The sequence below is a fragment of the Sphingobacterium sp. B29 genome (assembly GCF_001952815.1).
Lineage (GTDB): Bacteria > Bacteroidota > Bacteroidia > Sphingobacteriales > Sphingobacteriaceae > Sphingobacterium > Sphingobacterium siyangense.
On the sequence record NZ_CP019158.1, the window covers coordinates 5263177 to 5288445 of the forward strand.

General features: G+C 40.6%; 18 protein-coding genes. 6 read left to right on the forward strand and 12 right to left on the reverse strand.

The window, feature by feature from the left end:
- The first annotated feature begins 365 nt into the window (after positions 1 to 365).
- Complete coding sequence (locus tag BV902_RS22575) at positions 366 to 1331, forward strand: DKNYY domain-containing protein (RefSeq protein ID WP_172840731.1); 966 nt, start codon at positions 366 to 368, stop codon at positions 1329 to 1331.
- A gap of 409 nt (positions 1332 to 1740) precedes the next feature.
- On the opposite strand, the gene BV902_RS22580 is transcribed toward BV902_RS22575, so the two are convergent.
- The 7 genes from BV902_RS22580 to BV902_RS22605 all read right to left on the reverse strand — a co-directional run bounded on the left by BV902_RS22580 (position 1741) and on the right by BV902_RS22605 (position 12229).
- On the reverse strand, positions 1741 to 3204 hold the full coding sequence (locus tag BV902_RS22580) for a polysaccharide lyase 6 family protein (RefSeq protein ID WP_075993884.1): 1464 nt from the start codon (positions 3202 to 3204) through the stop codon (positions 1741 to 1743).
- A 28-nt stretch (positions 3205 to 3232) separates the two neighbouring features.
- A complete protein-coding gene (locus BV902_RS22585) occupies positions 3233 to 4000 on the reverse strand; it encodes a hypothetical protein (protein WP_157626197.1) in 768 nt (255 codons plus the stop codon).
- 24 nt (positions 4001 to 4024) lie between these two features.
- Entirely contained in the window at positions 4025 to 4189 is a 165-nt protein-coding gene (locus BV902_RS27845; protein ID WP_216640397.1) for a RagB/SusD family nutrient uptake outer membrane protein, read from the reverse strand.
- Entirely contained in the window at positions 4186 to 5586 is a 1401-nt protein-coding gene (locus tag BV902_RS22590) for a RagB/SusD family nutrient uptake outer membrane protein (protein WP_216640398.1), read from the reverse strand. Before BV902_RS22590 ends, BV902_RS27845 begins: the two co-directional genes overlap by 4 nt.
- A gap of 58 nt (positions 5587 to 5644) precedes the next feature.
- The gene (locus tag BV902_RS22595) at positions 5645 to 8743 is read right to left on the reverse strand and encodes a SusC/RagA family TonB-linked outer membrane protein (protein WP_075993886.1); all 3099 of its coding nucleotides are present in this window, start codon (positions 8741 to 8743) and stop codon (positions 5645 to 5647) included.
- A gap of 204 nt (positions 8744 to 8947) precedes the next feature.
- Positions 8948 to 11080, reverse strand: coding sequence for a glycoside hydrolase family 31 protein (locus BV902_RS22600; RefSeq protein ID WP_075993887.1), 2133 nt, complete (start codon positions 11078 to 11080; stop codon positions 8948 to 8950).
- A gap of 9 nt (positions 11081 to 11089) precedes the next feature.
- Positions 11090 to 12229, reverse strand: a complete 1140-nt coding sequence (locus tag BV902_RS22605) for a glycoside hydrolase family 88/105 protein (RefSeq protein WP_237241790.1) — start codon at positions 12227 to 12229, stop codon at positions 11090 to 11092.
- Between the two features lie 255 nt (positions 12230 to 12484).
- Here BV902_RS22605 and BV902_RS22610 point away from each other — a divergent pair, with 255 nt between their 5' ends.
- The gene (locus tag BV902_RS22610) at positions 12485 to 14140 is read left to right on the forward strand and encodes a hypothetical protein (RefSeq protein WP_075993889.1); all 1656 of its coding nucleotides are present in this window, start codon (positions 12485 to 12487) and stop codon (positions 14138 to 14140) included.
- Between the two features lie 951 nt (positions 14141 to 15091).
- On the opposite strand, the gene BV902_RS22620 is transcribed toward BV902_RS22610, so the two are convergent.
- Positions 15092 to 18397: a TonB-dependent receptor gene (locus BV902_RS22620; RefSeq protein WP_075993891.1), complete on the reverse strand. Its 3306-nt coding sequence runs from the start codon at positions 18395 to 18397 to the stop codon at positions 15092 to 15094.
- 465 nt (positions 18398 to 18862) lie between these two features.
- Here BV902_RS22620 and BV902_RS22625 point away from each other — a divergent pair, with 465 nt between their 5' ends.
- Positions 18863 to 19339 carry a hypothetical protein gene (locus tag BV902_RS22625; RefSeq protein WP_075993892.1) on the forward strand — a complete coding sequence of 159 codons (477 nt, stop codon included), beginning with the start codon at positions 18863 to 18865 and terminating at the stop codon, positions 19337 to 19339.
- Between the two features lie 76 nt (positions 19340 to 19415).
- Here the strand turns inward: BV902_RS22625 and BV902_RS22630 are convergent, their stop codons facing one another.
- From BV902_RS22630 to BV902_RS22645, 4 genes are all read right to left on the reverse strand, one after another.
- Positions 19416 to 20201, reverse strand: a complete 786-nt coding sequence (locus tag BV902_RS22630; protein WP_237241793.1) for a M48 family metallopeptidase — start codon at positions 20199 to 20201, stop codon at positions 19416 to 19418.
- Positions 20202 to 20354: 153 nt separating this feature from the next.
- A complete protein-coding gene (plsY, locus tag BV902_RS22635; RefSeq protein WP_075993893.1) occupies positions 20355 to 21005 on the reverse strand; it encodes a glycerol-3-phosphate 1-O-acyltransferase PlsY in 651 nt (216 codons plus the stop codon).
- A gap of 15 nt (positions 21006 to 21020) precedes the next feature.
- Complete coding sequence (nadC, locus tag BV902_RS22640; protein ID WP_075993894.1) at positions 21021 to 21878, reverse strand: carboxylating nicotinate-nucleotide diphosphorylase; 858 nt, start codon at positions 21876 to 21878, stop codon at positions 21021 to 21023.
- A gap of 77 nt (positions 21879 to 21955) precedes the next feature.
- Complete coding sequence (locus tag BV902_RS22645) at positions 21956 to 22414, reverse strand: DUF4783 domain-containing protein (RefSeq protein ID WP_172840732.1); 459 nt, start codon at positions 22412 to 22414, stop codon at positions 21956 to 21958.
- Positions 22415 to 22587: 173 nt separating this feature from the next.
- Between BV902_RS22645 and gpmI the strand changes: the two genes are divergently transcribed.
- The 3 genes from gpmI to BV902_RS22660 all read left to right on the forward strand — a co-directional run bounded on the left by gpmI (position 22588) and on the right by BV902_RS22660 (position 25216).
- Positions 22588 to 24120, forward strand: a complete 1533-nt coding sequence (gpmI, locus tag BV902_RS22650) for a 2,3-bisphosphoglycerate-independent phosphoglycerate mutase (RefSeq protein WP_075993896.1) — start codon at positions 22588 to 22590, stop codon at positions 24118 to 24120.
- Positions 24101 to 24688: a hypothetical protein gene (locus BV902_RS22655; protein ID WP_075993897.1), complete on the forward strand. Its 588-nt coding sequence runs from the start codon at positions 24101 to 24103 to the stop codon at positions 24686 to 24688. Before gpmI ends, BV902_RS22655 begins: the two co-directional genes overlap by 20 nt.
- Positions 24689 to 24901: 213 nt before the next feature.
- Entirely contained in the window at positions 24902 to 25216 is a 315-nt protein-coding gene (locus BV902_RS22660) for a hypothetical protein (RefSeq protein ID WP_157626199.1), read from the forward strand.
- The last annotated feature ends 53 nt before the right edge of the window (positions 25217 to 25269 follow it).

The window sequence follows — 25269 nt, forward strand, 5'->3', positions numbered from 1 at the left end:
GGTATGCAAGGGACTTACTGGCGCCCTTGCTTGCTTATTCTTTGCCTATTCTCTGCCGATTGGTTGCTATTTAATTACCGTTTTAGCAGAGAAACAGCGAAGAAACACCAAAGAAACGGCAAACGAATAGCAAACCATTCTCGAAGCAGATACAAAGAAGCCCCGAAGAATAAGCAAAGAAACGGCAAATAACCACCAATCAAGCAACAGAGAATCAGCAAATAAACAGCAAACCGATCTCGGAACAAGTGCAAGATAGCGTACAAAAAAATTTAATTAATGACTAAACTTTACTGGTATTACCGGGTCTCATTAACAAGAGTACACCAAGATCATTTGCTTTCAAATTTAATCCGATGCCCTATATGATGACAAAAGTCCCATTTAAAACCATGCTCGTTCTTCTTTTGTTGACTACTGCCACACAGGCTATTTGTGCAAATATTGCGCAATATAACCGTACTGCCCTTTTGCTTCAGGACCATCTGGGCGATGGTTACAGCAAAATCGGATCACGCGTTTATTATCGCGGTAAAGAAATTCCGAACGCCAATGCCGGTTCATTTCAATTTTTAGGTTCGGGTTATGCAAAGGATACCTGGAAGGTTTATTTTCGAGGAGCAATAATAGCTGATGCAAGTCCATCCACTTTCCAGTTCCTGGGAGACGGTTATGCCAGCGATGCCTGGAAGGTTTATTTTTATGGCAAGCCACTGTCAAATGCAACAGCGTCTTCCTTCAAGATACTGGGAAATGGTTACAGCAAAGACCCCTGGAAAGCTTACTATTTAGGCAAAGAAATTAATGGGGCCAATGCTTCAAGCTTTGAAAATCTCGGCCGGGGTTATGCAAAAGATAATTGGTCGAGCTATTATAGAGGCGAAAAGAATGATAAATTTGCTGGTCCTACCACTCAGCCCCTTGGCGGTCAATATGCCAAGGACAATTGGTCTGTTTTTTATAAAAATCAGAAAGTGGAAGAGGCTTCTCCTTCAACCTTTGAATACCTTGATGACGACTATGCCAAAGACGCCTGGAACCTTTTTTACCGCGGAGTCAAAGTCGAGGGCGGCAGCCCCAACTCGTTCAAATTAATCGGAAATGGCTATGCAGCAGATCCCTGGGTAGTTTACTATCAGGGGGTAAAAGTTAAGGGTGCCTCGCCATCTACATTTAAAGCGCTTGGAGGAGGTTATGCAAAAGACTCCTGGGCAGTTTTCTATCGCGGCCAGGAGTTAAAGGGAGCAGGTGCTAGCACTTTTGAGTACTTAGACAACGGCTATGCACGGGATGCGTATACGAAGTTTTATCGGGGCGAAAAATTGGATTAATTTTATTCTATAATAATGTTGATACCGACCATTTTGGCCTTGTATTTAATTTTTTCGATAAGCCCAGAGTAGCTTCAGTTGCGCAACAAGAATTCATTGAACAACGGCCAATCCACGGAAAGATAGTATAAGCAAACGAAAATCTGATGGTGACCAAGTTCGGCCTTTTTACAGTGCTTGTTCAGTGATTGTTCAGTGCTCGTTCAGTGCTTACTCAGTGATGACTGAACAAACACTGACTGATTACTGTCTAAATACTGATTAAAAATTGGTTTTAGGTATAATTTGGTAGCAGTATATTGTTGCCGTTGATCCCAAAATTATATGCGGTAAATACAAGCATTGTTTACCGCAAAAAAAGCGGGGAATAAACGATTTATTCCCCGCATAAAGTAATGTTTAGGGTCATTTAAGGATTAATAACCAAGCTATTTCCCAGGCCGGTCATAAATACAGGACCTATATTTTGGGCTTTCAGCAGATCGCGATGTTTTGTATCCAGTTTAGGCGCTCCAGCATCTGCCGCTGCTGCAAAAGGATAATTCCCCACAAAGGCCCCCAATACCGGGCTGCTACTCGTAGGCTCATAGATGCCATCTGTTGTTAGTGTGTATTGAGGATTAACTCGGGTAAATCCAGCCGGCAGCTGTTGACTTGTCGGTACATCAAAAACGATGTTTCCCTGATACACAAAATTGACCGGTTGATCGGTAAAGGTCAACATGGTAGATTGGGCAGATTGAGAAACCACGTTATTTGCGATATGCCCATCCGTTGGCGGCAATGTCCGGCTATTGCCACCTTTGCCTGAACCTATATCAAATGACTGCTTACACTTGATCATTGTATTGGCAACAACTTTCACGCGTTTTACCTGAAAGTAACCGCTTAAAGGTGAATTTGGTACACCGTCCATGATGGCCAACGCAGCTTTTTGTCCCGTGCCGGCCATATTCTGGAAGTAATTGTTGTAGACAAGATGATCTTCACCGATGATACGAATACCGCCAGCGGCACTATTGCCATTACCAACAAAATAGTTACCATAAACGGCTGATCCATTACCATGCCGCAGACAAAGGGTTCCCTGGCTTTCATAGAAATAGTTGTTGCGGATCGTATCGGCTCCCATCTTATTGGATATAATTTCCGTTTCGCCGTTACAGCGCTGGAAAATATTATCTTCAATGGTTGTAAGTGCATTTGTCATCGACCAATCGCTGGTTCCGACACGGATGGTTTCCCCACCATTATCCGGTACCGCAGCACGCTCACCAAAGAAGTTGTGATCGATCCGGTGTTTCATTGGTTTACTGGTTCCCCATACGACCATGGTCGGTCCCTGATGGGTCTTTCCTTTTAAATAGCAGTGGTCAATACGATGGTAGGATCCATTGATGGAAACCCAACGGTAGTCGGTCGTTGCTGCAGGCGGATTATAGTCCACAATCGACGTATTGGTAAGGCGGCAGTTTGAAGAGGAAGAAGTGAAATCCACCACATTTTTGCCTGTCGTATACCCTTCCTGGAATACCAGTCCATCCACAACTAACCATTGTCCCGTGATACTAACAGAAGAAGTACCTTTCATGATAACAGCCCCCCGCTGCTCTGCCATCAATACAATAGGCTGCTGTTTTGTTCCCTGAGCACTGAAGGTTAGTTCCTGATTGGTCCATTGGCCGGACTTCATAATCACCGTGTCTCCGGGCTGTAAGCTCAGTGCCTGAAGATCCGCTGCCGACTGAATGCTGTGGCATTGCACACAGGCAATACTGTTTAAAGTGAGTTTTTCAGCTGGCGATTTCTCACAGCTAGTTCCTACCGCCAATAGCAGAAGAAGTGAAGCAATAACTGAATTCTTTTTGATCATATTTAAATTTGTTTAAAAGGTTCTTTCGTTAAAGTGCTCCCGAAAAAGGATAAACTGTTGTATTGCCCTTGCTTCCAAAGACATGAACCACGCCATTCGTCACAATATACCCCCCGGATCGATTGGTTGTTTTATTGTTAATCTGAATCGGCGCCAAATCACTGTTATTGACCAGCCGTAACACCATCAGTCCTTCCTGATCAAAACCTTTGCCTTCATTCATGTATCCCAATAAAGAACTTTTGCTGGCAACAGTGTTCGCTGGAAGCATCGTTTTGGCTTTTGTATTTTCAATGGTCAGCTTATCGAAGTTGTAATTCCCTTGCAGCATGAGGTAAAGGAAATAGTTACGGACATCATCTTTGTTGTATTCTTCCCATTTTGTTGCCGGTCTCGTAATCGGTTTGCCTGTTCTGTCCACTCCGGTCACAATTGGAAAGTCAAAAAACAGGCCTGCTGTCACCTTCTTCGTTTTAGTATCCCAGGTCTTTATAGCTTCGTTATGTAAGAAAATAAAGGTTCGATCGTTTTTTTCAAATTCTTCCAAAGGAATTTCGGCATACTCTAAGCCTTTCCGCATCCATTTGAAAACTGTATCCGTTGGATTTTCTACAGTCTCGTAAGATCGGTTCTCCAAAAATTTTCGTGCGCTTATCCCGATATTGGGATCTAAAGTTTTATGTTGGTAATCATAATCTTTTTGCAGTTCCAAATCGAAAAGTGAACAACTTGTCATTAATAGACTTGCTACGATGATAGCGCTATATGTCCATTTTGTCTTAAACATTCTTTTCATGACTCTCTGATTTAAATTCTTCTGTTAATCTGTATATCCGGGATTTTGAACCAATGATTTATTGGAGTTTAAAACATTCCGGTGAATAGGCCAATACACTCTGTTTGCTGGATCTAGAAATCCAGGTTTATCTAAATTACCTGCTTCTTCCTGTCTACGTTTCAAGATCGGATCCATCACTTCTTTCACACGTTCGTGCGCACCAGATCAAACCACCTTTTACCTTCACCAAAAAGTTCCAGACGACGTTCATCCAAAATCGCCGTTTCCAACTGGTAGCTTGTAGCAATAGATGCATCATTTGCATCATACTGTGGCAGGCGTGCACGCTTGCGGACAAAGTTTAAATATTTCAGGGCATTGGTTCGGTCACCGAGGCCATTCAACGCTTCAGCGTATAAGAGATACATGTCACTCAGTCGGTACATGGTCAAATAAACTGGCAGGACCTGATTTGTCACCGGCCATGGATCCGCTTTGGTTGGATTGGCATCGGTTGGATACCACTTGATAAAGCGATCTCTCTTGTTGCTTGGCAATCCAAAATAGACATCCAATGTTTGCTGAGGTCGAATATCAGGACTTGGCGAGGTTGTCGTTTGTGGCTGAAACCAGGTTGCCCACACTCCTTCATCGACTATGATCTGCTTATTATTGGGGGACCACGACGTTTGCATACAGGCACAGCCATTTTTTAAGTAATCCCAATGGATACTCCAAATCGTTTCTTTACTCGAAGTTGGATTGACAAAAATAGTTTTCCAGCTTGCGCCATCCTGCAAATTGGTTTCATTGGTTCCGGCATAGCTCACTCCTGTAGGAGACTTTGTCAAAAACAGGCGTGTGATCCATTTTGTTGCATTTTGATAGTCCTTTTTCCACATATACACATCAGCCATGATCGCACATATTCCTGCCCCGCCGATTGTCCATAGGGCGTTTTTAGCATCTTTATCGACCAGAGAATAGGCTTTTTCCAGATCTGGAATAATGACCTCGTTCAATATCTTATCTTTCGGTTCACGTGCGCTGGCAGCGGGCTGCTGTACATCCTCATAAGGTTCAAGCCATATCGGAGCATCACCCCATACACGGACGAGATAGAAATAACACATCGCTCGAAGCGCATAACACTGCGCGAGATAATCCTTAAGCATCTCGGGGGTAATACGGCTATCCAATTCCGCTGCCCTTGGAATATACTTGATATTGTTATTGATACGCCCGATCGCAGTATAGAGCCCGCTCCAGTCTGAAAACTGGTTGGTCGGCGTAAGGCTGTTTAATACGATCTCGTCCACATAGTCTTTGGTGTAACTAATTGCACGGTCAAAATTATCGGCACGATACTCGCCCCAATACAGGTATTTTTCGAGATAATTGTCTTTATTGTCCTGATAATTCCCCTTACCAACCATTTCAAGCTGAAAGGCGCTATACATGCCGGCTATTGCGGCCTGCACATCGTATAAGTTTTTATAATGCTGGTCCAGCGCAACTTCGGCCAGCGGTTTCTCTTCCAAAAATTTGTTACAGCCCCACAATGTAGCTGACAGCAGTAACAGTGCTAAGATCCTTGTTTTCATGTCAAAAATATTTTATCTGTCCCATCCTTCAGACGGAACTTACCCTAATCGATAAATGCTAAAAATTGATATTTACGCCAAATCCAAACTCCCGTCTCCTCGGATAACGGCCATCATCCTCTCCCGGTGTCAGCGGATTGTTTGTACTGAATTCGGGATCGTAGCCCCTATAATTGGTCCATGTCAACAGGTTGCTTCCATAAACAAAGGCTGTAAGCCCTTTCATTTTTAATCTGTTGATCAACTCCGGATCGAAGGTATAGGCCAACCGTGCACTTGACAGACGAACAAATGTTGCATCTTCGATATAAAGGCTATTCTGATTTGTTTTTAGGTTTCCACGGTTGTTTCTCTCCACATAATTTGGATATTTGGCCACATCGCCGGGTTTGCGCCATACATTGTACACCATATCCGGAGATCCCGCACCAGTATTAGAGGGATAATTCTGACGTTGAAGCAATGCATTATAGACTTCACCGCCAAAAGATCCATTAAATAGCACATTTAGGGTAAATCGCTTGTACCTAAAGGTCTGCATTAAACCAAAATAAAAATCCGGCGTCGCATTGCCGAGGATCATACGATCTTCGTCATTGATCAAACTATCTTTCTTATTGTTAAGCCATTCAGCATCTCCACCTTTCAGTTTACCATCGGGTGCATATAGCTGATGTACAGTTCCCTGATATTCACTACCGTTAAATGTGTATACTGCTTTTCCATCACGATACATTGGTTTACCCTGATCATCAAGTACAAGTGTCAATTTCTCCCAATTGTCATTGTAGGCGTTGGACTCGTCCCAGGCATACACCCCTAAATTGCGCCAGCCATAGAAATTTCCGATACGGCCGCCTTCTTCTGCGTACCATTTATTGCCCGGAAAAAATGGGATTCCATCGGCGAGCTTCACGATCTTACCGCGCTCAAAAGAAATATTACCATTCACTTCCCAGCTGAAATCACGTGATACGATTGGTTTTCCACTAATTACAAACTCCATTCCGCGGTTGCGAATCGTTCCCAGGTTGACATTCACCTTTGCATAACCGGTTTCCTTGGCAAGCTCCCGTGGATACAGTAGATCGGTGGTGGTTTTGACATAGTAATCTGCGGTAAATCCTAATCGACCATTTAAGAAAGTAAGGTCTAGGCCCACATTGTTCTGGGTGGTCGTTTCCCATTTGATCCGATTATTTCCAAATGTACTGGTCAATGCCGCTCCGCCGACACCATTATAAGACCCACCAAAAGCTACTTTTGTATACGATTCATAATCGCCCACCTTATCGTTTCCGAGCTGTCCAATGCTATATCTTATTTTAGCATCGACCAATGCCGGCTTCGCCCATTTCATGAAATTCTCGTCCGAAAAACGCCAGGCAGCAGATGCTGAGAGAAAGTTTCCCCATTTATTTGCTGCGCCGAACCGCGATGAACCATCCCTTCTGTAGGATCCCTGAACGAGATAACGTCCTTTGTAGTTGTAGCCGATCCGGCTAAAAACAGAGGCAGAAGCGTTGGCCGTTGCTGTGGTATAGGTTTTCGACGGCGTTAGGTAATCCGGAAAAGTCACCAGAACTTCCTCATTGACGCTATTCATATATTCAGAATGAAAACGATCATAGCGTCTACGATCCGAACTGAATCCCAGTAAGGCCGTGACATTATGGTCCTGTGCAAAAGTCTTGTTATAATTCAGATAGGATTGAAACTCCCAGGTGAACGTTTTATTAAACTCGTTTGTTCCGCTATTCTGATCCTTGTTTGCCGATAAAAAACGTGGCGAGAACTGGGTATTCTGTAAATTGTCCAGCCGCACATTAAACAAGGTCGTAAATTTCAGGTCGTCCCGAATTTGATAATCCAACTGATTGTTCAATTGCCCGGAATAGGTTTCATCGATATTTTTTTCAAACAAGGCGTTGGCGACAGGATTCCGCTTCGAACCGATGTAGCTTGTTAAAGAGCCATCAGGATAGTAAATCAAGGAATATGCCGGACGGTCCATGACGACGCGGATCGTATTGCCGATTGGAATCGTATTGCCTTTTTGCCAAGAAAAAGAAATATTGTTGGAATACCTCAATTTGGATGAAAACTGATATTCAACATTGATACGTGACTGTAAACGCTTGGCGTAACTATTCAAGATGATCGATTTATCATCCAGGTAATTCAAACTGCTGTAGTAACGGAGATTTTTCTGACCACCTGATACGCTCATCTTGATTTCCTTCTTTTGAGCAAGATTTCCCAATAAGAGTCTTTGTAAATCGTTATCCGAATTAAAACTTGGGTTGATGGAATCCGTATTGGTATTGAGGCCTTGAATATATCGGAAAGCCCTTACTTCAGCAGAGTTACTTACTGGGATATAATGGGCTAGACGGCCGAAAAGATGATTGTAATTAACATTAACCATGGGTCTTCCTTCAGATCCGCGCTTGGTTGTGATGAGGATAACGCCATTGGCTGCACGCGATCCATAAATAGATGCCGAAGCAGCATCTTTGAGGACCTCGATATTCTCGATATCTGTTGGGTTTATGGTGGCACCATCGGGATTAATTACTCCATCGACCAGATATAAGGGACCATTTCCCCCATTCAACGTGGAGGTACCCCGCACCTGAATAGATCCTGTCGCCCCAGGTGCCCCACCACCGTCATTGACAATAAGGACTCCGGCAGCCTGCCCCTGCAAGGCATCAAAAAGATTAATGGGTTGACGCTCTTCGATTTTCTTTGCGTTGACGGACGATATAGCGCCTGTGAGGTCACGTTTCTTTGCAACACCACCATAACCCGTAACAACAATCTCATCCAGCGCATTGTCACTATCTTCCAACGTGACATCAAGTTGCCGCTGGTTACCGACAGTACGCTCCTGCTCTTTCATGCCTACTTGACTAAAGACAACGGTACTGGATGATACAACATCAAGCTGATACTTCCCCGTGGCATCTGTACTTGTCCCCTGACTTTTCCCTTTGATACGAACAGTGACTCCCTGCAATGCCTCTCCTTTTTTGTTGGTCACCTTTCCCGAAAGCCGAATGTTTTGTTGGGCAAAGACCGGTAAGCCTATACTCCCCAAGGCTAGAAATAGGAAGAGTACAAAGCACCCCATTTTTGTGATACTTTTTATCATAATAAATCAGTTTTTATGGCGATTGTCTATCATGAGAAGATGATCGATAACCCAGCCATGCATTTAATAAATTGGTTATTTTTTATAATCAGTTACCTCAAATATCAGTCAATCTGCGAGGTTAAACAGTGTATTTTTTGGTCTTTTTAGCGGTAAAAAATGGTTTTTAGGTGCTTAAAACATAGCTTATTGTTCAAAACAATATCATTGTCCCATAAATTCAAACTTTACTGTACCTATCGTATTCGGTTTATTTTTGGCTGGTGCCGAGATATCGCCTTCCAGTTTCCCGGACGCATTTCTTTTCAGGACAATCCTACGCCAAGAATAGGCCCCTTTCTCATAATCGAAACTCAGACCATCATCGTCATACAGGTTATACATCCCCTCCTTCTCCCCATAATGTCGGATAATCAGGTTCACTTTTTCTCCTGCTGCAGGCGCATGAAGCCGTGCTGCCGTCATTGGAATAATGCCGCCATCTTTTACATAGACGGGTATCCGATCGTCTACGGGTTTGGCGACGATTTCCTCGCCATTACCGACATAGCGGCCCGAATAGAAATCGTACCAGTTACCCTTAGGCAAAAGCACCTTTCTAGTAGACTCGCCTGTAAATAAAGGCGCCACCAACAGATATTCACCACACATGTACTGATCTTTTACCTCCTTGTTTACCGCTTCCAGATAAGGATTGGTTTCCAGATCCTGATTGCTCAGGCTCGCTTTTGTTTGCCCCTGAAATCCCTCTTCCAGCACCATGGCCCGAAAAGGAGGTGTTCCTTCAAAATGGTATTTTGCAAATTCAGAATAGAGATAAGGCATCAATTCCATCCGCAACTGCGCATAGTACTTCACTTTTTCCGCCACTTCAGGAAAAGACCAGGGTTTTGTTCCACTCGACCAAGCATTGATCATGGCCATTGGTGAGAATACAACAGTCTGGAAACGGCGCAACCATTCCTCGCCTGTCTTGGAACCCCTTACCTCCGGTGTCCACAGTACGCCGCAAAACCCACTATTGACCAGCGCTGTAATAAAGTCTTGATGACTATAATAGTCGTTATAGATTACATAGGGCATGTTGTTGGCTCCGGCGTTGGATGCACGCACCAGTCCAAACGTCCGTTTGTTGTGCTGGCGGTATAGACTGTCGGTCAATTTTTGTGCAAGTACACCATAGGTTTGCCGCATCTGTATACCACCGATACTCGAGGGAAATTTGGCCATATCGGGCCAAAGGTAGTAGTCGTAACCATCGACTTCATCAATCTTATATCCGCTGATGCCGATATCGATCTGCGAACGGCTCAATTGGCCTGCAAGGATGCGTTTTGCGTTTGGATGATTTAGATCAGGAACAGTTCCATTCCACACCGTATGTGAACCGGTAAAAGGTTCAATCGCTTTACTGATAGGAGATTCTGGAGAGATATAGGGGTTTGTCCAGAGGTTCAGACGCACACCTTTATCGGCCAGTTTCTTTACCAAGGCTGCCGGGTTTGGAAAACGTCCCTTATCCCACTCAAAAGAACAAGGGTAAGCTTTGGACTGCCAGCCGGGTTCGAGACCGATAAAATCAAGCGGGAAGCCATGTGCCTCAAATTCCGCCACCTCCTTGATCACCTCATCTGCCGTATAAAGCTTTTGTACACGTTGCGTAAAACCGAGCCCCCATTTCGGCGGCAGGGCACCACCGCCACAAAAGAGGTTATAGCGTTTTATGGCATCAAGCGGATTGATGCCTGCAAATACATAAACTTCGGCCCCTTCTGCAGGGACATATACTTCCACCGCATCGGAGTAAGGCCGGGAGTTCCAGCTTTTATCGGTATTGCGATCTTTTACTTCTGAAGGAACTTTAGCGTCTTTCCGTACACCTGTCCCCACATAATACGTTAAATATTGTGCTGAGTTGACCAATACACCATATCCTCTGGAAGAGACGTAGAACGGAACAGGTGCATGGGTGCGCCCATTATCTTTGCCACCATAATGGTCGACATGCAGGTTAAGAATCTTGCCCCGCTGATGTACCGTCTGAAAATTAAGTCCCAGTCCGTAGATCTGTTCGTTTTTTTGCAGCGGGAACCGCAGGTATGTTTTACCATCGATCAGTTCGGCATGCACCTCCATTTTGGGTAAAGGAAAATCGACAGACTGCAACCGTTCGAGGGTTGCAGCTTGAGGTGTAGCCCCTGCTGCAGACAGCAGCGTATAATTATCGGGTTTGCCAAATGTTCCTTTCCACACACCGGGGTATTGTTCCTGCCAACGAATAGGTTGTGCCACTGCTTCAATCGCCAACAAAAGCAGCAAAATTGTCCATAATCTCATCGTAGCTGGTTATTTTTTTAATAAAGCGTACACACACCAAAGTATGGGCGCCTGGCCGTGCATATCCCCTGTTTTCTGTTTTCGATCGAGATAGTACTGGTAATCATTTTTTCGGTTGGTACCTTCACAGACGTTGCTGATATCGCCATCTTTGTTGATGTAGCCCGTCAGAGCAATCCATGCCTTGCGTGCGATCGGCGTATATTCCTTAGCATCGAGCCATCCCTGTCTTATGCCCATAATAATGGCATAAGTGAACATGGCAGAACCCGAAGTTTCTACCCAGGATTCAGGTTTATCAATCAATTGCCCCCAAAGGCCGTCCGGCCGCTGATACTTCTTTAGACTTGTAATCATTTTGCGGTAAGCAGCCAATATTTTGGGTCTATTGGGGTTATCTTTCTTTAATGAAAACAGCAATTCGCTCATTCCCGCGGCCATCCAGCCATTCCCGCGGCCCCAAAAGAAAGGCGCATCCGGTGCATGATAAAAAAGACCATTTTCCTTTTGAATGGTATCGAGGTAGACCACCATTTCATGGGCTGCGCGATCAATATAGTGCTGATCTCCCGTTACCTGAAAAGCCTTTGATTGAATCATGGTAATCATATACATATCGTCAATCCAGTAGCGGGTCTGCCAGGTAAGTCCTTTATCGAGAAATTTCTGATAACCGTCTTTTACAACCTGAGGGGAGTCAATCGGAATGGACCATTGTGCATTTGCAAAACGCATTCCCATGGTATAGCATTTCTTGTTTTTCGTTTGCAGATAGATTTCCAGCGGAACCGTTCCAAAGACGGAAAAGTCCACATGCCAAGGTCGCGGAACAAGGTGCTTTTCCGTGTCAAACAAAGGCATAAAGCGTTCTGTCAATTGCGTCAACAATTTCTGATCATTGCTCACTTCGGCATACTTTAATGCTCCATACCAAGTGCAGACTTCGGGATAAGTAATGTTTTTTGGCGGAGCTGGCGGTTTAAAACTGTTATGCGGACTTGCCACAAAACGTTGAGCCACGAGATCACCTATTAATCTGGGGTCAGCCTGCGCTGGCCAATTAACGAGATCTGTGCTTTGCGCAAATGCACAAAGGGACATGCAGACGCCAATCCCCAGGAGTATGGACATACAGAACTGCTTCATCATCAGTTGGGTTTATAATTAAGTTATAACCCAAATATCAGCAAGCCAGTCTGTATTAAGGGGATAGTTTTTGTTCGTTTAGGTGGAAAGATTGATCGAAATTATTATTTGCTTTTGGCAATTGAAATATTAAAATCATCAAATATTTCTTAACAAAGAAAAAATAAAACAATAACTTACAATACACACAAATGTGTAGAATTAATTAATACAAATATTATAAATTCGGATTTATATTAATTTAGATTAAAAAATATTATGAAAAGAACTTTAACTTTACTTTTTATTCAAGCCTCCTTTATATTATTTTCTTGCCAAAAAGAATTATATACAAGCGATTTAGTAAATGAAGCAGAAAACAGCAGTAAGAAAAAGGCCACGACTGTAACAACTAATTCTACAGTTTCTTTCGATTGGGAGACAGATAATTATGTTCCAGCAAAGGGGAATACAAACCCTCTACTGCTCCCTTGGAAATCAGGGACAACTGCAATACATCCTCAATATGCAGACGACTTTAAAAAGGCAGATGGGTGGGTATTAGCATATAACACATTCAGTCCTGAAATTTATTTAAATGATGCAAATTATAATTATTACTTTGCTCTATACAATAGGTTCAGAGGACTTTTAAGGTTCTATCATTGGATTCCATCAAGCTCTTCACCTTCAAGCTATATACAGCATGGACTTGCTTTATATGGAAATACCAATTCTAATTTATTAAATTTCAATGCGGTTGATATTGTTTCGAAAACTAATCAAAGTTCGTTTTCTTTAATAGAAAATCAAATGTTGACTCACGCTGGTGGATCTTGGTATGTATTCGAATACGAAATGTCTTATGATCCAAATATTTCAAATACAACCTTTCCGAGTTTTGGTATATCGATGGTTCCTTCTTGGGTTAATATAACTCAAGTAAATCTAGGAGGGTCATCTTCAGGAAATATCGATGGAACTATTGGAACGTCAGGTTCATCTTTTAACCTTTTAGGCTTTGTACAAAAAAGTGCGATGACTCTAATGGGAGGTACTATTAGTCAAAATATTCTTGCTTTATTAAAACCGCTGAGTGCAACAAATGCAGCAAAATACGAAACTGATTTGAAATCTACTGTCTCAGAAGCAGGTAAGGGCACAGTTAAAGGAATAGTTAATGGCATTCTTGGTTTAGGAGGAACGGGAGATAATTATCAAAAGGTTAAGCTTAATATTAAAACAGATATTAAACTCAATGGTACAATGACATCAAATGGTTCTTTACTAAATATCAAACTGGCAATCCCTGGCCAATCAAACGCGACCAACAACTTTGGTGTAACTCTAGCCGAACCTATGGGCATTTTCTCACTCAGTTCAGCACCTATCGTAAAGAATATCATTGACACACACCAAGTACAATACACTGACGATCAATACAATGAAACTACAACAAAAGATTATTCAGTAAATTACCTAACTATCGACAATAGCTCTTATTCTATTTTATGGAATCCTTCAATTATAAACAATAGTTCAACCGGAGCTCATATCGAAAATCTGCAGATCCAGCTTGTAAACTCATATGATGCATTCTATCCAAATGGAATTTCTACAACATTTGGAGGATTAAGATTTCAAGACTTAGGCAACAGCCAAGCTGTCGCTGCATTGTTTTATGAGCAAAGGGATGTATATGTGGGCGAAAATCTCACAGAAGAAACTAATGGAAAAAACACTTACGCTTTATCAAAACCCAATTCTTCTGCCCCCTTCGTTATGGCATTTGCTGGTAGTGGTGCTATACAAACACAAATAGGAGTCCGCTTTATTTTTGATGTAGTCCCAAATAACGGAAGTAAAAGAAGTAAAATTATAAAAACCTTTGATGCTAAGGTTAATTATTCATATAGAGATTTTATTCAGCATTAAGTTAACAAATATTCACTGTTTGAAAATTGAAAGGCTAAAAAAGTTATGTGCTTCTGTAATTGTTCTATTAATATGAGCTATATTTCTTGGACTTATCACATTCCCATATAAAACGATAATTAATAAATATATTTGAATGACTAAGGAAGAACTATTATCAAAAAAGCGAGGTTAATAACCTCGCTTTTCTTTAATATTAGGATAACATCTACTCCATGTTGTACTAAGATTGCTTACATTTCTAGTTACATCTTTTACAAGAGCCCCACTTTTAAAGAGTTCATGTTAAAGGTTGGCTTATCTATCTTATTATCTACAACAGTTAAGAAGTTTGTACCTTGACTAACCAAAGTTTTTTGTACTCCCAAATCTTTATTGATTAAGTTACCCAAGATGATTAGATCCACTGTAAATTGGAATTTGTCGCCTTTTTTAACCAGATTATTAAAGATATTTTTAGTTAAACGAAAGTCGATTCTATTCAACTATGGTGTCAAGAATTGATTTCTATCCCAATATTTACCTTAGTATTTGGTTAAGCCATTGTTATTGAAACTCAGTGTACGCTTTTTTCTGTTCGTCGATGGTAAATAATACCTTTCCACTTTTATCTACAGCATTGACAAAGTTCACTTCATCAACAGATTTTGGCAAATAGATTAAATCGCTGCTGACGCCTTGCATCCCAAAAGTAAACAAAGTTCGTTTCGGCAGTTTAGTTGTACTGGATAAGCACTTTTATAATACTTTTCTCCTTTGTCAATAGGGCTACGCAACCGTTGAGTAAACAGCGCTATTACTGTGTTATATCCGTTCTTAGGAAGCGCTTTATCCATACGGGGGATAACAGCATAAAAACACTACTTTAATTATCAGTTTTATAACAAAAACACCCCAAAAGCTTTTATCAAGCTTTTGGGGTGTCGTAAATCAATTTACTATATATTATCCCTAGTTAAATTTAAATTTAACACCGAACTGCATATAATAAGTTGAAGTAATTGTTTGGTTAATACGTGTAGTTTCTCTAATTACATCTCCATTAGCACCGTTTAATCTAAATTCTGGTTTAATGTTTCCTTGTACATCTAACGCTGGAGTAGTTCTTGTACTAGCCATATTTGTCGGAATCAACAATTGATTATTGCTAATTTTATAAACTCCCCAATCTGAATTAAAGAGGTTACCGATATTAAATACATCCCAGAAAAATTCTAAAGAATTCTTTTTACCACCGATTCCATTAAACAATTCTTGTGTAAATCTTAAATCGAATTGATGTCTCCAAGGCATTACACCACCATTACGCTCTGCATATTTTCCTTTTCTTGACTTCAAATAGTCATCACCATCAATCAAAGCAAAGAATATTTCTGATTGTTCTTTAGCTGTATAGCCTTTTCCACCATAAATTGAACCCGGTGTCGCAACAATATCAACAAATGAAATTTCAGATGCATCTTTAGGAACATAGATCAAATCATTATTTTGTCCATCACGATTAAAATCAGCTGAGTAAGCATAAGATACTCTTCCTGTTGATGATCCTGAATAAAATACTGTAATAGAAGTATTCAAGTTTTTAATCCATTTATTTGAATAACTTACAGATCCTACCAAACGATCAGGCAAAACATTATCAGTATATCCTAAAGTAGGATTATTTGAATTTCCGACAGATTGGTAAGGCAATGACCATAAATTTGCAATTTGGCTACCTGCTCCATCACCGTAATTTTTTGCACCACTACGTGTATAAGCTAAGCTCGCTGAAAATCCATCTTCAAATGCTTTTGCCAGTTGAGCAGTTACAGACCAATAATGCCCCCCTTTTTGGTTCGACATTTGAATGGCTGAAAATGCACCTGTAGCTGTAGGTGATGCTTGACCATTTGACAATTTATTGATGTATTTATCTACGTTAGCATCAGCATAAACAAAACGATTATCACCATAACCTGCAATGTTCATTTGTTTAGGGTCAGCTAGATTGACATTCTTTGCCACAGCAGCATTAATATCCTTATTATAGATAGCCTCTAACGTACCAACTACTCCAAACGGTAATTTATAATCAACCGCGATACTAGACTTCCATGTCGATGGGAATTTCAAATTCGGGTCCATAACCGAAATACTCGATGATGAAATCTGTGTCGTTGGATCAGCAATCGTTGCTGGATAATTAGCTTTAATATCAGGACTGAAAGCAGGAACATCAGCACCCGATTTTGTGATTGAAGCTTGTAACATTCCTGAATCTCCAGATTGTGAGACAATCCACACAAAAGGAATACGACCAGTAAAGATACCTGTTCCCCCACGAAGCATTAATGAGCGATCCCCCATGATATCATAGTTAAAACCAAATCTAGGTGATACCATTACTTTCGTTTTTGGCAATGCTCCAGTATTCAATTTTAAACCATCTGCAAAAGTTAGAGCAGAAATTAGTGGATGTTCTTTAACTTCATTTACATTCGGATACCCTGGCAATTCTAAACGAATACCACCAGTCAATTTCAGCTTATCGTTAACTGTAAATTGATCTTGTACATACAATGACCATTGATTAAATTTAAAACCAGGGAAGGCTTGTGAGCCATCTGCAGTTAACGGATAAGTCAAAGCATAATTCGTAGCTTTTGCTCCATTTTTAAAATCATCCCATGAATTAAAGAGATAATATCCTGCTCCAAAGCGTTGGAACCCATTTTTTACATCACTTGTTTCAAACTGTAGACCTCCTGTAAAATCATGGTTGTTATAAGTATAATTAAAATCCATATTCCCAGTCCAAGTTTTCACAGAACGTAAATTTCCATAAGAAAACGGTTCATAACCAAAAGTCGTGATAACGTTATCTCCTTGCTTAATATCTACAAGAGGAAATTCTCCACCGTTTACCGAACGAGGCTCATCTTGGTTTACGTAGGATATCCTTGCAGAAGTATTTACATTACCTAACTTTCCTGTATATTCCATTGTTCCCGAAAACAAATTCGTCTCCTGGAAATAATTTGAATTTGAAAAATGTAAAGCATTGCTTCCAGTACGGCTCAATCCTGAAACACCAGAACCAGTATATGAGTTACTAATTTCAGAAGGAGATTTAGCTTTAACTTGGTTATATCTAAAATTTATTTTATGGTTATTGGCAATATTCCAGTCAATACGAGCAAAGATTTTATCGTTATTACTTTTATTGGAATATCCTTGATAAGGTCCTGTTTCATAACCATACTTTTCTTTTAAAAATGAGGATACCTCATTCATAAAAGCTTCTGTAGGTCTAGCAACATAGGTAGGAGTTCCTGCAGCACCGAACGGATTAGAAGGTGAAGAAGCTATTTTAACAGGACCTGGTTCTTCTGTTTTATTTTGTTCCAAATTCACAAAGAAGAATAATTTATCTTTGACAATTGGCCCTCCAAGGCTCACCCCATATTGTTTAACTGACAATTGGTTAACGGGAGTCAATACATCACCAATTCTAGTACCTTGTTGTTTATCAGAACGACCAGTATAAAAAGCCGAACCAAAAAATTCATTACGCCCTGAACGAGTAACAGCATTGATCGCTGCTCCTGTAAATCCAGACTGACGTACATCATAAGGAGTCACATTAACCGATATCTGTTCAATCGCATCAATAGAAATTGGAGATCCATTTGCAGGAACATTACTTCCAATACCAAATTGGTTATTGAAGTTGGCTCCATCCAACGTAAAGTTATTTGATCTAAAATTACCTCCACCGATAGAAGCCCCATTAGCTTGCGGTGTCAAGCGTGTTAAATCATTAACACTACGTGTAATAGATGGTAAATTTTCAATTTGACGACGTCCAACAATTGTAGAAGCGCCATTCTTTTCACTTTTCAAGGCTGCTCCTCGAGTTACTACAACTTCTTCAAGGTTAGTTGTAGCATCCCCAAAAACTGGATTTAAAACAAATGGTTCACCTAATTGCAAATAAACATCTTCGTAAACAACAGGCTTTTGACCAACATAAGTTACTTCAATTTTATAAGGTCCCCCAACACGCATATTAGCTAGGTTAAACCGGCCTGCAGCGTTAGCCGAGCCAGAATAAACAGTTCCTGATGGCACGTGCGTAGCCTTAATTGTTGCACCCGAAGTTAGACTGCCGTTTGCTTCTTTTACGATACCTGTAACGCTACTTGTCGTAACCTGAGCTTGTACAGCACCATAGCTGGCCATAACAAGAGCGAAAAAGAGTAAAGATCTTTTCATATAATGTGATTTGTTAAAAAATGTTAAGCAAAATTACTAAGAGATTTCAAATTACAAAGGACTTAATATAAACTTAACACACTAAACCACACATACTTCATGAAATACAGACAAATTTTACTATATTAACATACAATTTATTCGCAAAAAAAACGTTGTAACATGTTTTAAAACAGCATTCCACTCCGAACCGACCCACCAAAAATAATTTTCCACATCAAATCCCCGAAAATCTTTTGTAACAACATTCTTCCATTCGGAATTTAACTTTTTAAAAATTTTTAACTAATTTCCTGTCAATCGAGACTTTTATTAAACAACTCAGTTTCTTGTCGAATTTGAGCCACTATAACCTATGCTGATCGAAAAAATCAAAACGATTGTATAGACGTGATGGTTTATATAAAAAATGTTTCAAAAACCGAGAACTTTTCAGAAATTCGCGCACCTAATAATTTATGCTTCATGGAAGACGGTATTCAAAATTCTTCTTTTCAAGAACCTGTAGACATTAAACTATCTCCTGCAGGGCTCTCCTTCTTGGCTTCAGCGGCCAAATGGGCCAATTTTTTGGCCATTGTCTGTTTTATTTTTATCGGCATTTCTGCCATAACCATGGTCAGTCTAATCTTCGGAGCCAGTGCATTATCACTCGGAGCCGACGAATATGTAACAGCAGGGGCCTTATCCACATTCGGGGTACTTTATCTCTTATTTCTTGCTTTCTTCTGCCTTCCCATCTATTTCCTGTATAATTTCGGATCAAAAGCGAAAAAAGCAATCGAGAACCGCGATAGCATCCAACTCGAATTGTGCTTAGATGCACTCAAAAAACATTACAAATTTATTGGCATCATAGTCATCATCACCATCGCCTTTAATTTTATGGGGCTAGTCGTTGGTGTCGTACTCGGCATTAGTGATGCTTTTGCAGGCGTATAACATAGCCATAAATAACGCTTATAAAAAAGCGGAGTATGCTAGGTGCATACTCCGCTTTTTTTATTGTATTGATTCTTTATTTTTTATAATATTTCATCGCGTTTGGAATCAATTTCTGAATATCCGCAATCCGTCGCTCATCACTCGGGTGCGTACTCAAAAACTCTGGCTGCCCTTTTTGACTACCCGAAGCCATACGTTTCCAGAAATCTACAGCCTCATTTGGATTGTAACCTGCCAAAGCCATAATAATCAAACCTGCTGCATCCGCATCCGATTCATCGCTCCTCGAAAACTTTAACTGCGCCAGATTACCACCTAAACCATACAGATTGTTAAAAACACCGAGCGTACTGTTTCCAGATACACCTGCCGCTGATCCTAAAATCTGTCCACCTAATTGTAAAGCAATCTGATTCGAAGCCTGAGCTACCGAATGCTCCTCAATAGCATGGGCGATCTCGTGCCCCATAACTGTTGCCAACCCCGCTTCTGTACGTGTTACCGGCAATATTCCGGTATATACCGCAACTTTACCCCCAGGCATACACCATGCATTCACATCATCGCTCTTCACCAAATTAAACTCCCAGTTGAAGTTAAATTGATTTGCGCGACCTGTACTTTGCAAATACTGGTTAACCGCCGTTGCAAGCTTGTTACCAACGCGTTTCACCATGGCTGCATCTGCAGTTCCGGTTACTACCTTCGCGTTATTTTTCGATAAGAAATCTTTATAAGCCAATGCAGCTTGTTGGTTCACTTGATCTGCGCTGACCAATTTCAAATATTTTTTTCCTGTAACTGCTGAAGTTGCGCAACCTGACAACCCCGATGCCAGTGTTACACATGCTAATACCATAGCCGAATATTTAAACACTCCGTTCATATGTATATATTTTCTTTCAATGGCCATATGGAATATCCGTGCGCTGGTGATCGGCCTAAAGCTTTTCCAACATGGATATTTCACAATAAATTATTAAATACGTTATAGCGGATGCAATTATTGTGCCTATTCTTTTTCCTTCGGCTTTTTCTTAAAGAGATAAATCTTGGATTCATGTCCCTTTAATAGGCGCTCTATATTCTTTTGGTGGGTAATTAACAACAGGATACAGATGGCTATCCCATAAAGCAGCACAGAAGGTATCGTTGTTTTAAAAATAAAGGCCAAACTAAAGGGAAATGCAAAACCTGCTGAAATGGAACCCAACGAAACATAATGTGTTGTCAGCAGGATGATGATAAACACAGAAACACAGACCAAAGCGGCAGGTGTATGTATAGCGAGGATCATACCACACAAGGTTGCCACCCCTTTTCCACCTCTAAATCCCGCAAACACAGGAAACAAGTGCCCCAATACCGCAATAACGCCAAGTGCCAACTGAAAGTTAACAAATTGGACATCGCTCGTATTTTGCCCCAGTTCTATTAAATAAGCCAGGTTTGTTGCTGTCCAGCCTTTAAATATATCTACAAACATCACGATCGATCCCGCTTTAGGGCCCAATACGCGAAAGGTGTTAGTCGCCCCAGCATTACCGCTACCGTACTCACGAACATCTACCCCATAAAATGCCTGTCCCAACCAAACGGCTGTAGGTATGGAACCAAACAAATAAGCTAGTAATACTGCAGTTACTAAATAAATTGATATCATTAATTAAATCAGTTCTTATATTAATTTGGCCTTCAGACTAAGATCCAGGCTCCTTACACTGTGTGTCAAAGCACCTACTGAAATATAATCTACCCCAGCCTCCGCATACAATCGGATCGTGTCGAAAGTTATTCCCCCAGAGGCCTCTGTCTTGAATCGATGGTCAATAATCTGAACAGCTTTGGCTACATCCTGCGGCGAAAAATTATCTAACATGATTCGGTCCACTTCGCCAAAGTTAAGAACTTCATCAAGCTCCGCAAAATTTCGGACTTCAATTTCTATTTCTATTGGTTTATTTAGGTTCTTTCTGTAATCATTTGCGCGCTTTAGAGCTGGTACAATACCGCCACTATAGTCCACATGATTGTCCTTAATTAAAATCATATCAAAAAGGCCAAAACGATGATTGGTCCCACCTCCTATACGAACGGCTTCTTTCTCCAAGACACGCAATAAGGGTGTCGTTTTCCGGGTATCCAAAACTTTCGTATCTGTACCTTTGAGAAGGTCTACGTATTTTCGGGTAGTTGTCGCTATGCCACTCATACGCTGCATGACATTCAGCACCAAACGCTCTGCCAGCAAAATACTTTGGATATTTCCCCTCACATAGAAAGCAATATCACCTACTTTAACCTGACTTCCATCGTTGATAAACACCTCGCAGGCCAACGTATCGTCGATATAGGCAATAATCGCCTGCGCCACTTCAACCCCTGCTAAAATACCATTATCCTTAACAATCAATTTGGCTTCACCTTGTGCCCCAGTTTCAATCGTAGAAAGTGAGGTATGATCTCCATCGCCCAAATCCTCCGCGACAGCCTGTTTTACAAAATGGGCCAGATAGTCCTTGATTTCCTTCTCCATAAATACTATTTATTGGGCTAAGATGTGGAATAATTTTTTAATCGAAAAATAGATTTATAAAAAAAGCATCGCTAGCTTTAATTTTTGTCGATTCTTAGCTCTTCAATCGAATGGTTATTATTTCCTACGCCGATCTTAATAAAGACACGATAGTTTGTTTGTTCTGTAGCTAATGTAAAGGTAAAATATTGATAGCCATTGTTCGCATTGCTGGCTTGCATTAATTTAACAGTCTTGGGTTTATGCTGATTAAAAAATGCCGCCAACATGATTTCTGACTGATACTTTGTGTAGACGCCATTCTCCCCCAAAATAGATAAGGTCAAGTTTGAACCGAAATACTTAGCCATATTTTTTGCGTTACCTTCTTTCAAATATGATTTCAGTTCCTCTGAAATACTTCCTAAAGAATCATCATTACCTGGCAAAGCTACCTTTACCACTGTATTTACTTCTCTTAAATAATGCCCGAAGGCCGCAGTGTGTACAAAAAGACTATTAATAAGTATAAATGCGCAATAGCTTAAAAATTTCATATAGCTCAACATATTATAGAACAGCTTCTATCATCCATATCAATCATTAGGTAGCTCCGTTTTTTTACCGAACATAAATTATGCCACAAACCTATAAAATTATTAGGGATTAACAAGGGAACTTTTTAAGATGCGTTGATAGATTCTAAAATTAAGATTATCTTTGTTATACGATGAATAAGAAAAAAGTTGCACTCATGATCCTAGACGGACTAGGATATGGAAAACATGATAAATCAAATGCAGTTGAAGCTGCAAACACACCATTTTTAGATCATTTATTAGAAGCTTATCCAAACTCGAGCTTAGAGGCTTCGGGTGAAGCTGTAGGCTTACCTGCCGGACAGATGGGAAACTCGGAGGTTGGTCACATGAATCTTGGCGCCGGAAGAATCGTCTATCAAGAATTGGGTCGTATTCACAAAGCTGTCAATGACGGTGTATTCAATTCGGACCCTATTATTCAAGACGCATTTAAATATGCATTGGAAAATAACAAAAAGGTACATTTAATCGGATTACTTTCCGATGGTGGTGTACATGCGCATACAAAGCACTTAAAAGGCTTATGTGATGCTGCAAAACAGGCCGGCTTGACAAGTGACCAAGTTTTTATACATGCATTTTTAGATGGCCGTGATACGGATCCAAACTCCGGCATTGGTTATGTTAAGGACTTACAAGACTATTTAAAGACGACAACAGGCACTTTTGCCTCTGCAATAGGCCGATATTATGCGATGGACCGCGACAACAGATGGGAACGTGTAAAATTATCATACGATCTTTTGGTAAAAGCGGAAGGTGAAAAATCCAATGACCTTGTTGCATCGATCCAAAAATCATACGACGAAGGTGTAACCGATGAATTTGTGAAACCAATTGCATTGGTAGACTCAAATGGTGCGCCAGTGGCAACAATCCAAGAAGGTGATGTAGTATTCTGTTACAACTTCAGAACGGATCGTGGCCGCGAGATTACAATTGCGTTGACACAAAAGGCATTTCCAGAATATGATCTACAACCATTAGATCTATATTATGTGACAATGACCTCTTACGATGAAACATTTCAAAATGTCAGAGTTGTTTTCCAAAAAGACAACTTGTCCAATACTTTAGGTGAAGTGTTGGAGGCAAACCATAAAACACAAACGCGTATTGCCGAAACAGAGAAATATCCGCACGTGACATTTTTCTTTTCAGGAGGTCGTGAACAACAGTTTGAAGGTGAAAACCGCTTGTTGGTTCCATCTCCCAAAGTAGCGACTTACGATCTTCAACCGGAGATGTCTGCCAAAGGAATTACAGAAGCTATCGTCAACGACATGGAGACCCTTCAACCAGATTTTATCTGTCTGAATTTTGCAAACCCAGACATGGTAGGTCACACAGGTGTTTTTGAAGCTGTCATAAAAGCGGTAGAAACTGTTGATCAATGTACAAAAACGGTTGTTGAAACAGGCCTTAAAAATGGTTACTCCTTTATTATTTTGGCCGATCATGGTAACTCCGAGTTTATGGTCAATGAAGATGGATCGCCAAATACGGCACACACCACCAATTTGGTTCCGTGTATCTTAATTGACGATCAGTATAAGAAAATAGCAGATGGTAAATTAGGTGATATTGCCCCGACCGTCTTACAACTTTTAGGCGTCAATATCCCCGTTGAAATGACAGGAAATGTATTGGTATCAGAATAATAATTTACTTAAAAATAGCAGTAGAGCACTTTCCCTTCTTATGGGCAGTGCTCTGCTTTTTTGGAGCTGTGGATCTCCATCCGCAACAAAAAAAACACAAAAATCTACAGCTATATTTTCTGTCGATTCGTTTTTTAATGCCGAAGTCAATCGTTTGCAGCAGCTCAATCCCGCAGTTCTGAAATCTGTCAGCAAAGACGGTGAGAAAGAACAACGCGAACTAAAAATTGGCAGCTGGAAAAATGAACTCTCCGCTTTTCAAGCTGCCGATATCAGCAAAAACTTCGATCCATCACTGTATGAAGTCAAAGCAATAGACTGTGTGACAGAATTTACAGCTAAAAAGAAAGAACTACAGATACAGAAACTACGCATCGAGTTTGACAAAAACGAAAAGGTAAAACACATCCATATCGATAAAACGATAACAAATACCTTATACGATAGTCAAGAAAAATTAGACTATTACAGCGACTCGCTGTATCGAATTGTCAAACTGCAAGATGTCCAAGGCTTGGATGCCAATCAATACGAAATTGAAGGCAAGTTTATTCCTTCCAAAAAATAGACCGCCTGATCAGCACCATACACAGCCCTCAAGAATAGCATCCATTTTTGAGGGCTTTTCTGCAAATTCAATTTATCTTTTAAGCGGACATTTATACAGTGTCACAACAATAATAAATGCAACACAATTGCTTTATATTTTATTTTCCTTATCTTTGACCAGATTAACAAAATAACTCAACGGATAAATGGGTTTAAACGTAGTGATTTCAGCGTGAAAGATATCTCATTGAACAAATTCGCAGCATTCATGCTCTTAATGACCTTCTTAATTGGTCAGTTCATTGTGTATACCCATGCGCATCCGCAAACTGCACTCAGTATCGTAGACAGTCCTGCAAAAAAACACCATGCAGACCATCCGAAGTGTTCCATCTGTGACCAAAATTCACATCCACAAATTGTTTTTCATTTTACGCTACGCGAATTAATACTCCCGACACAGCAAGTTGAATTTGGCCTGTTTATCACGGGAGATCAAATTATTCGATCACTGCTTTCTGGTAACCGTGGTCCCCCCATCGCTTAATTTTTACATAAGTCCAATAATGTCACTCCTATATTCTTCTCATTATTGCGACA

Bases quoted from the DNA above. Each gene is read 5' to 3' on its own strand.
- BV902_RS22645 (WP_172840732.1), bottom strand. From the start codon at position 22,414: ATGAAATTTTTAAGCTATTGCGCATTTATACTTATTAATAGTCTTTTT.
- plsY (WP_075993893.1), bottom strand. From the start codon at position 21,005: ATGATATCAATTTATTTAGTAACTGCAGTATTACTAGCTTATTTGTTT.
- BV902_RS22605 (WP_237241790.1), bottom strand. From the start codon at position 12,229: ATGATGAAGCAGTTCTGTATGTCCATACTCCTGGGGATTGGCGTCTGC.
- BV902_RS22655 (WP_075993897.1), top strand. From the start codon at position 24,101: ATGTATTGGTATCAGAATAATAATTTACTTAAAAATAGCAGTAGAGCA.
- BV902_RS22610 (WP_075993889.1), top strand. From the start codon at position 12,485: ATGAAAAGAACTTTAACTTTACTTTTTATTCAAGCCTCCTTTATATTA.
- gpmI (WP_075993896.1), top strand. From the start codon at position 22,588: ATGAATAAGAAAAAAGTTGCACTCATGATCCTAGACGGACTAGGATAT.
- BV902_RS22595 (WP_075993886.1), bottom strand. From the start codon at position 8,743: ATGATAAAAAGTATCACAAAAATGGGGTGCTTTGTACTCTTCCTATTT.
- BV902_RS22620 (WP_075993891.1), bottom strand. From the start codon at position 18,397: ATGAAAAGATCTTTACTCTTTTTCGCTCTTGTTATGGCCAGCTATGGT.
- nadC (WP_075993894.1), bottom strand. From the start codon at position 21,878: ATGGAGAAGGAAATCAAGGACTATCTGGCCCATTTTGTAAAACAGGCT.
- BV902_RS22600 (WP_075993887.1), bottom strand. From the start codon at position 11,080: ATGAGATTATGGACAATTTTGCTGCTTTTGTTGGCGATTGAAGCAGTG.
- BV902_RS22575 (WP_172840731.1), top strand. From the start codon at position 366: ATGATGACAAAAGTCCCATTTAAAACCATGCTCGTTCTTCTTTTGTTG.
- BV902_RS22630 (WP_237241793.1), bottom strand. From the start codon at position 20,201: ATGGTATTAGCATGTGTAACACTGGCATCGGGGTTGTCAGGTTGCGCA.
- BV902_RS22590 (WP_216640398.1), bottom strand. From the start codon at position 5,586: ATGAAAACAAGGATCTTAGCACTGTTACTGCTGTCAGCTACATTGTGG.
- BV902_RS22585 (WP_157626197.1), bottom strand. From the start codon at position 4,000: ATGAAAAGAATGTTTAAGACAAAATGGACATATAGCGCTATCATCGTA.
- BV902_RS22580 (WP_075993884.1), bottom strand. From the start codon at position 3,204: ATGATCAAAAAGAATTCAGTTATTGCTTCACTTCTTCTGCTATTGGCG.
- BV902_RS22625 (WP_075993892.1), top strand. From the start codon at position 18,863: ATGGAAGACGGTATTCAAAATTCTTCTTTTCAAGAACCTGTAGACATT.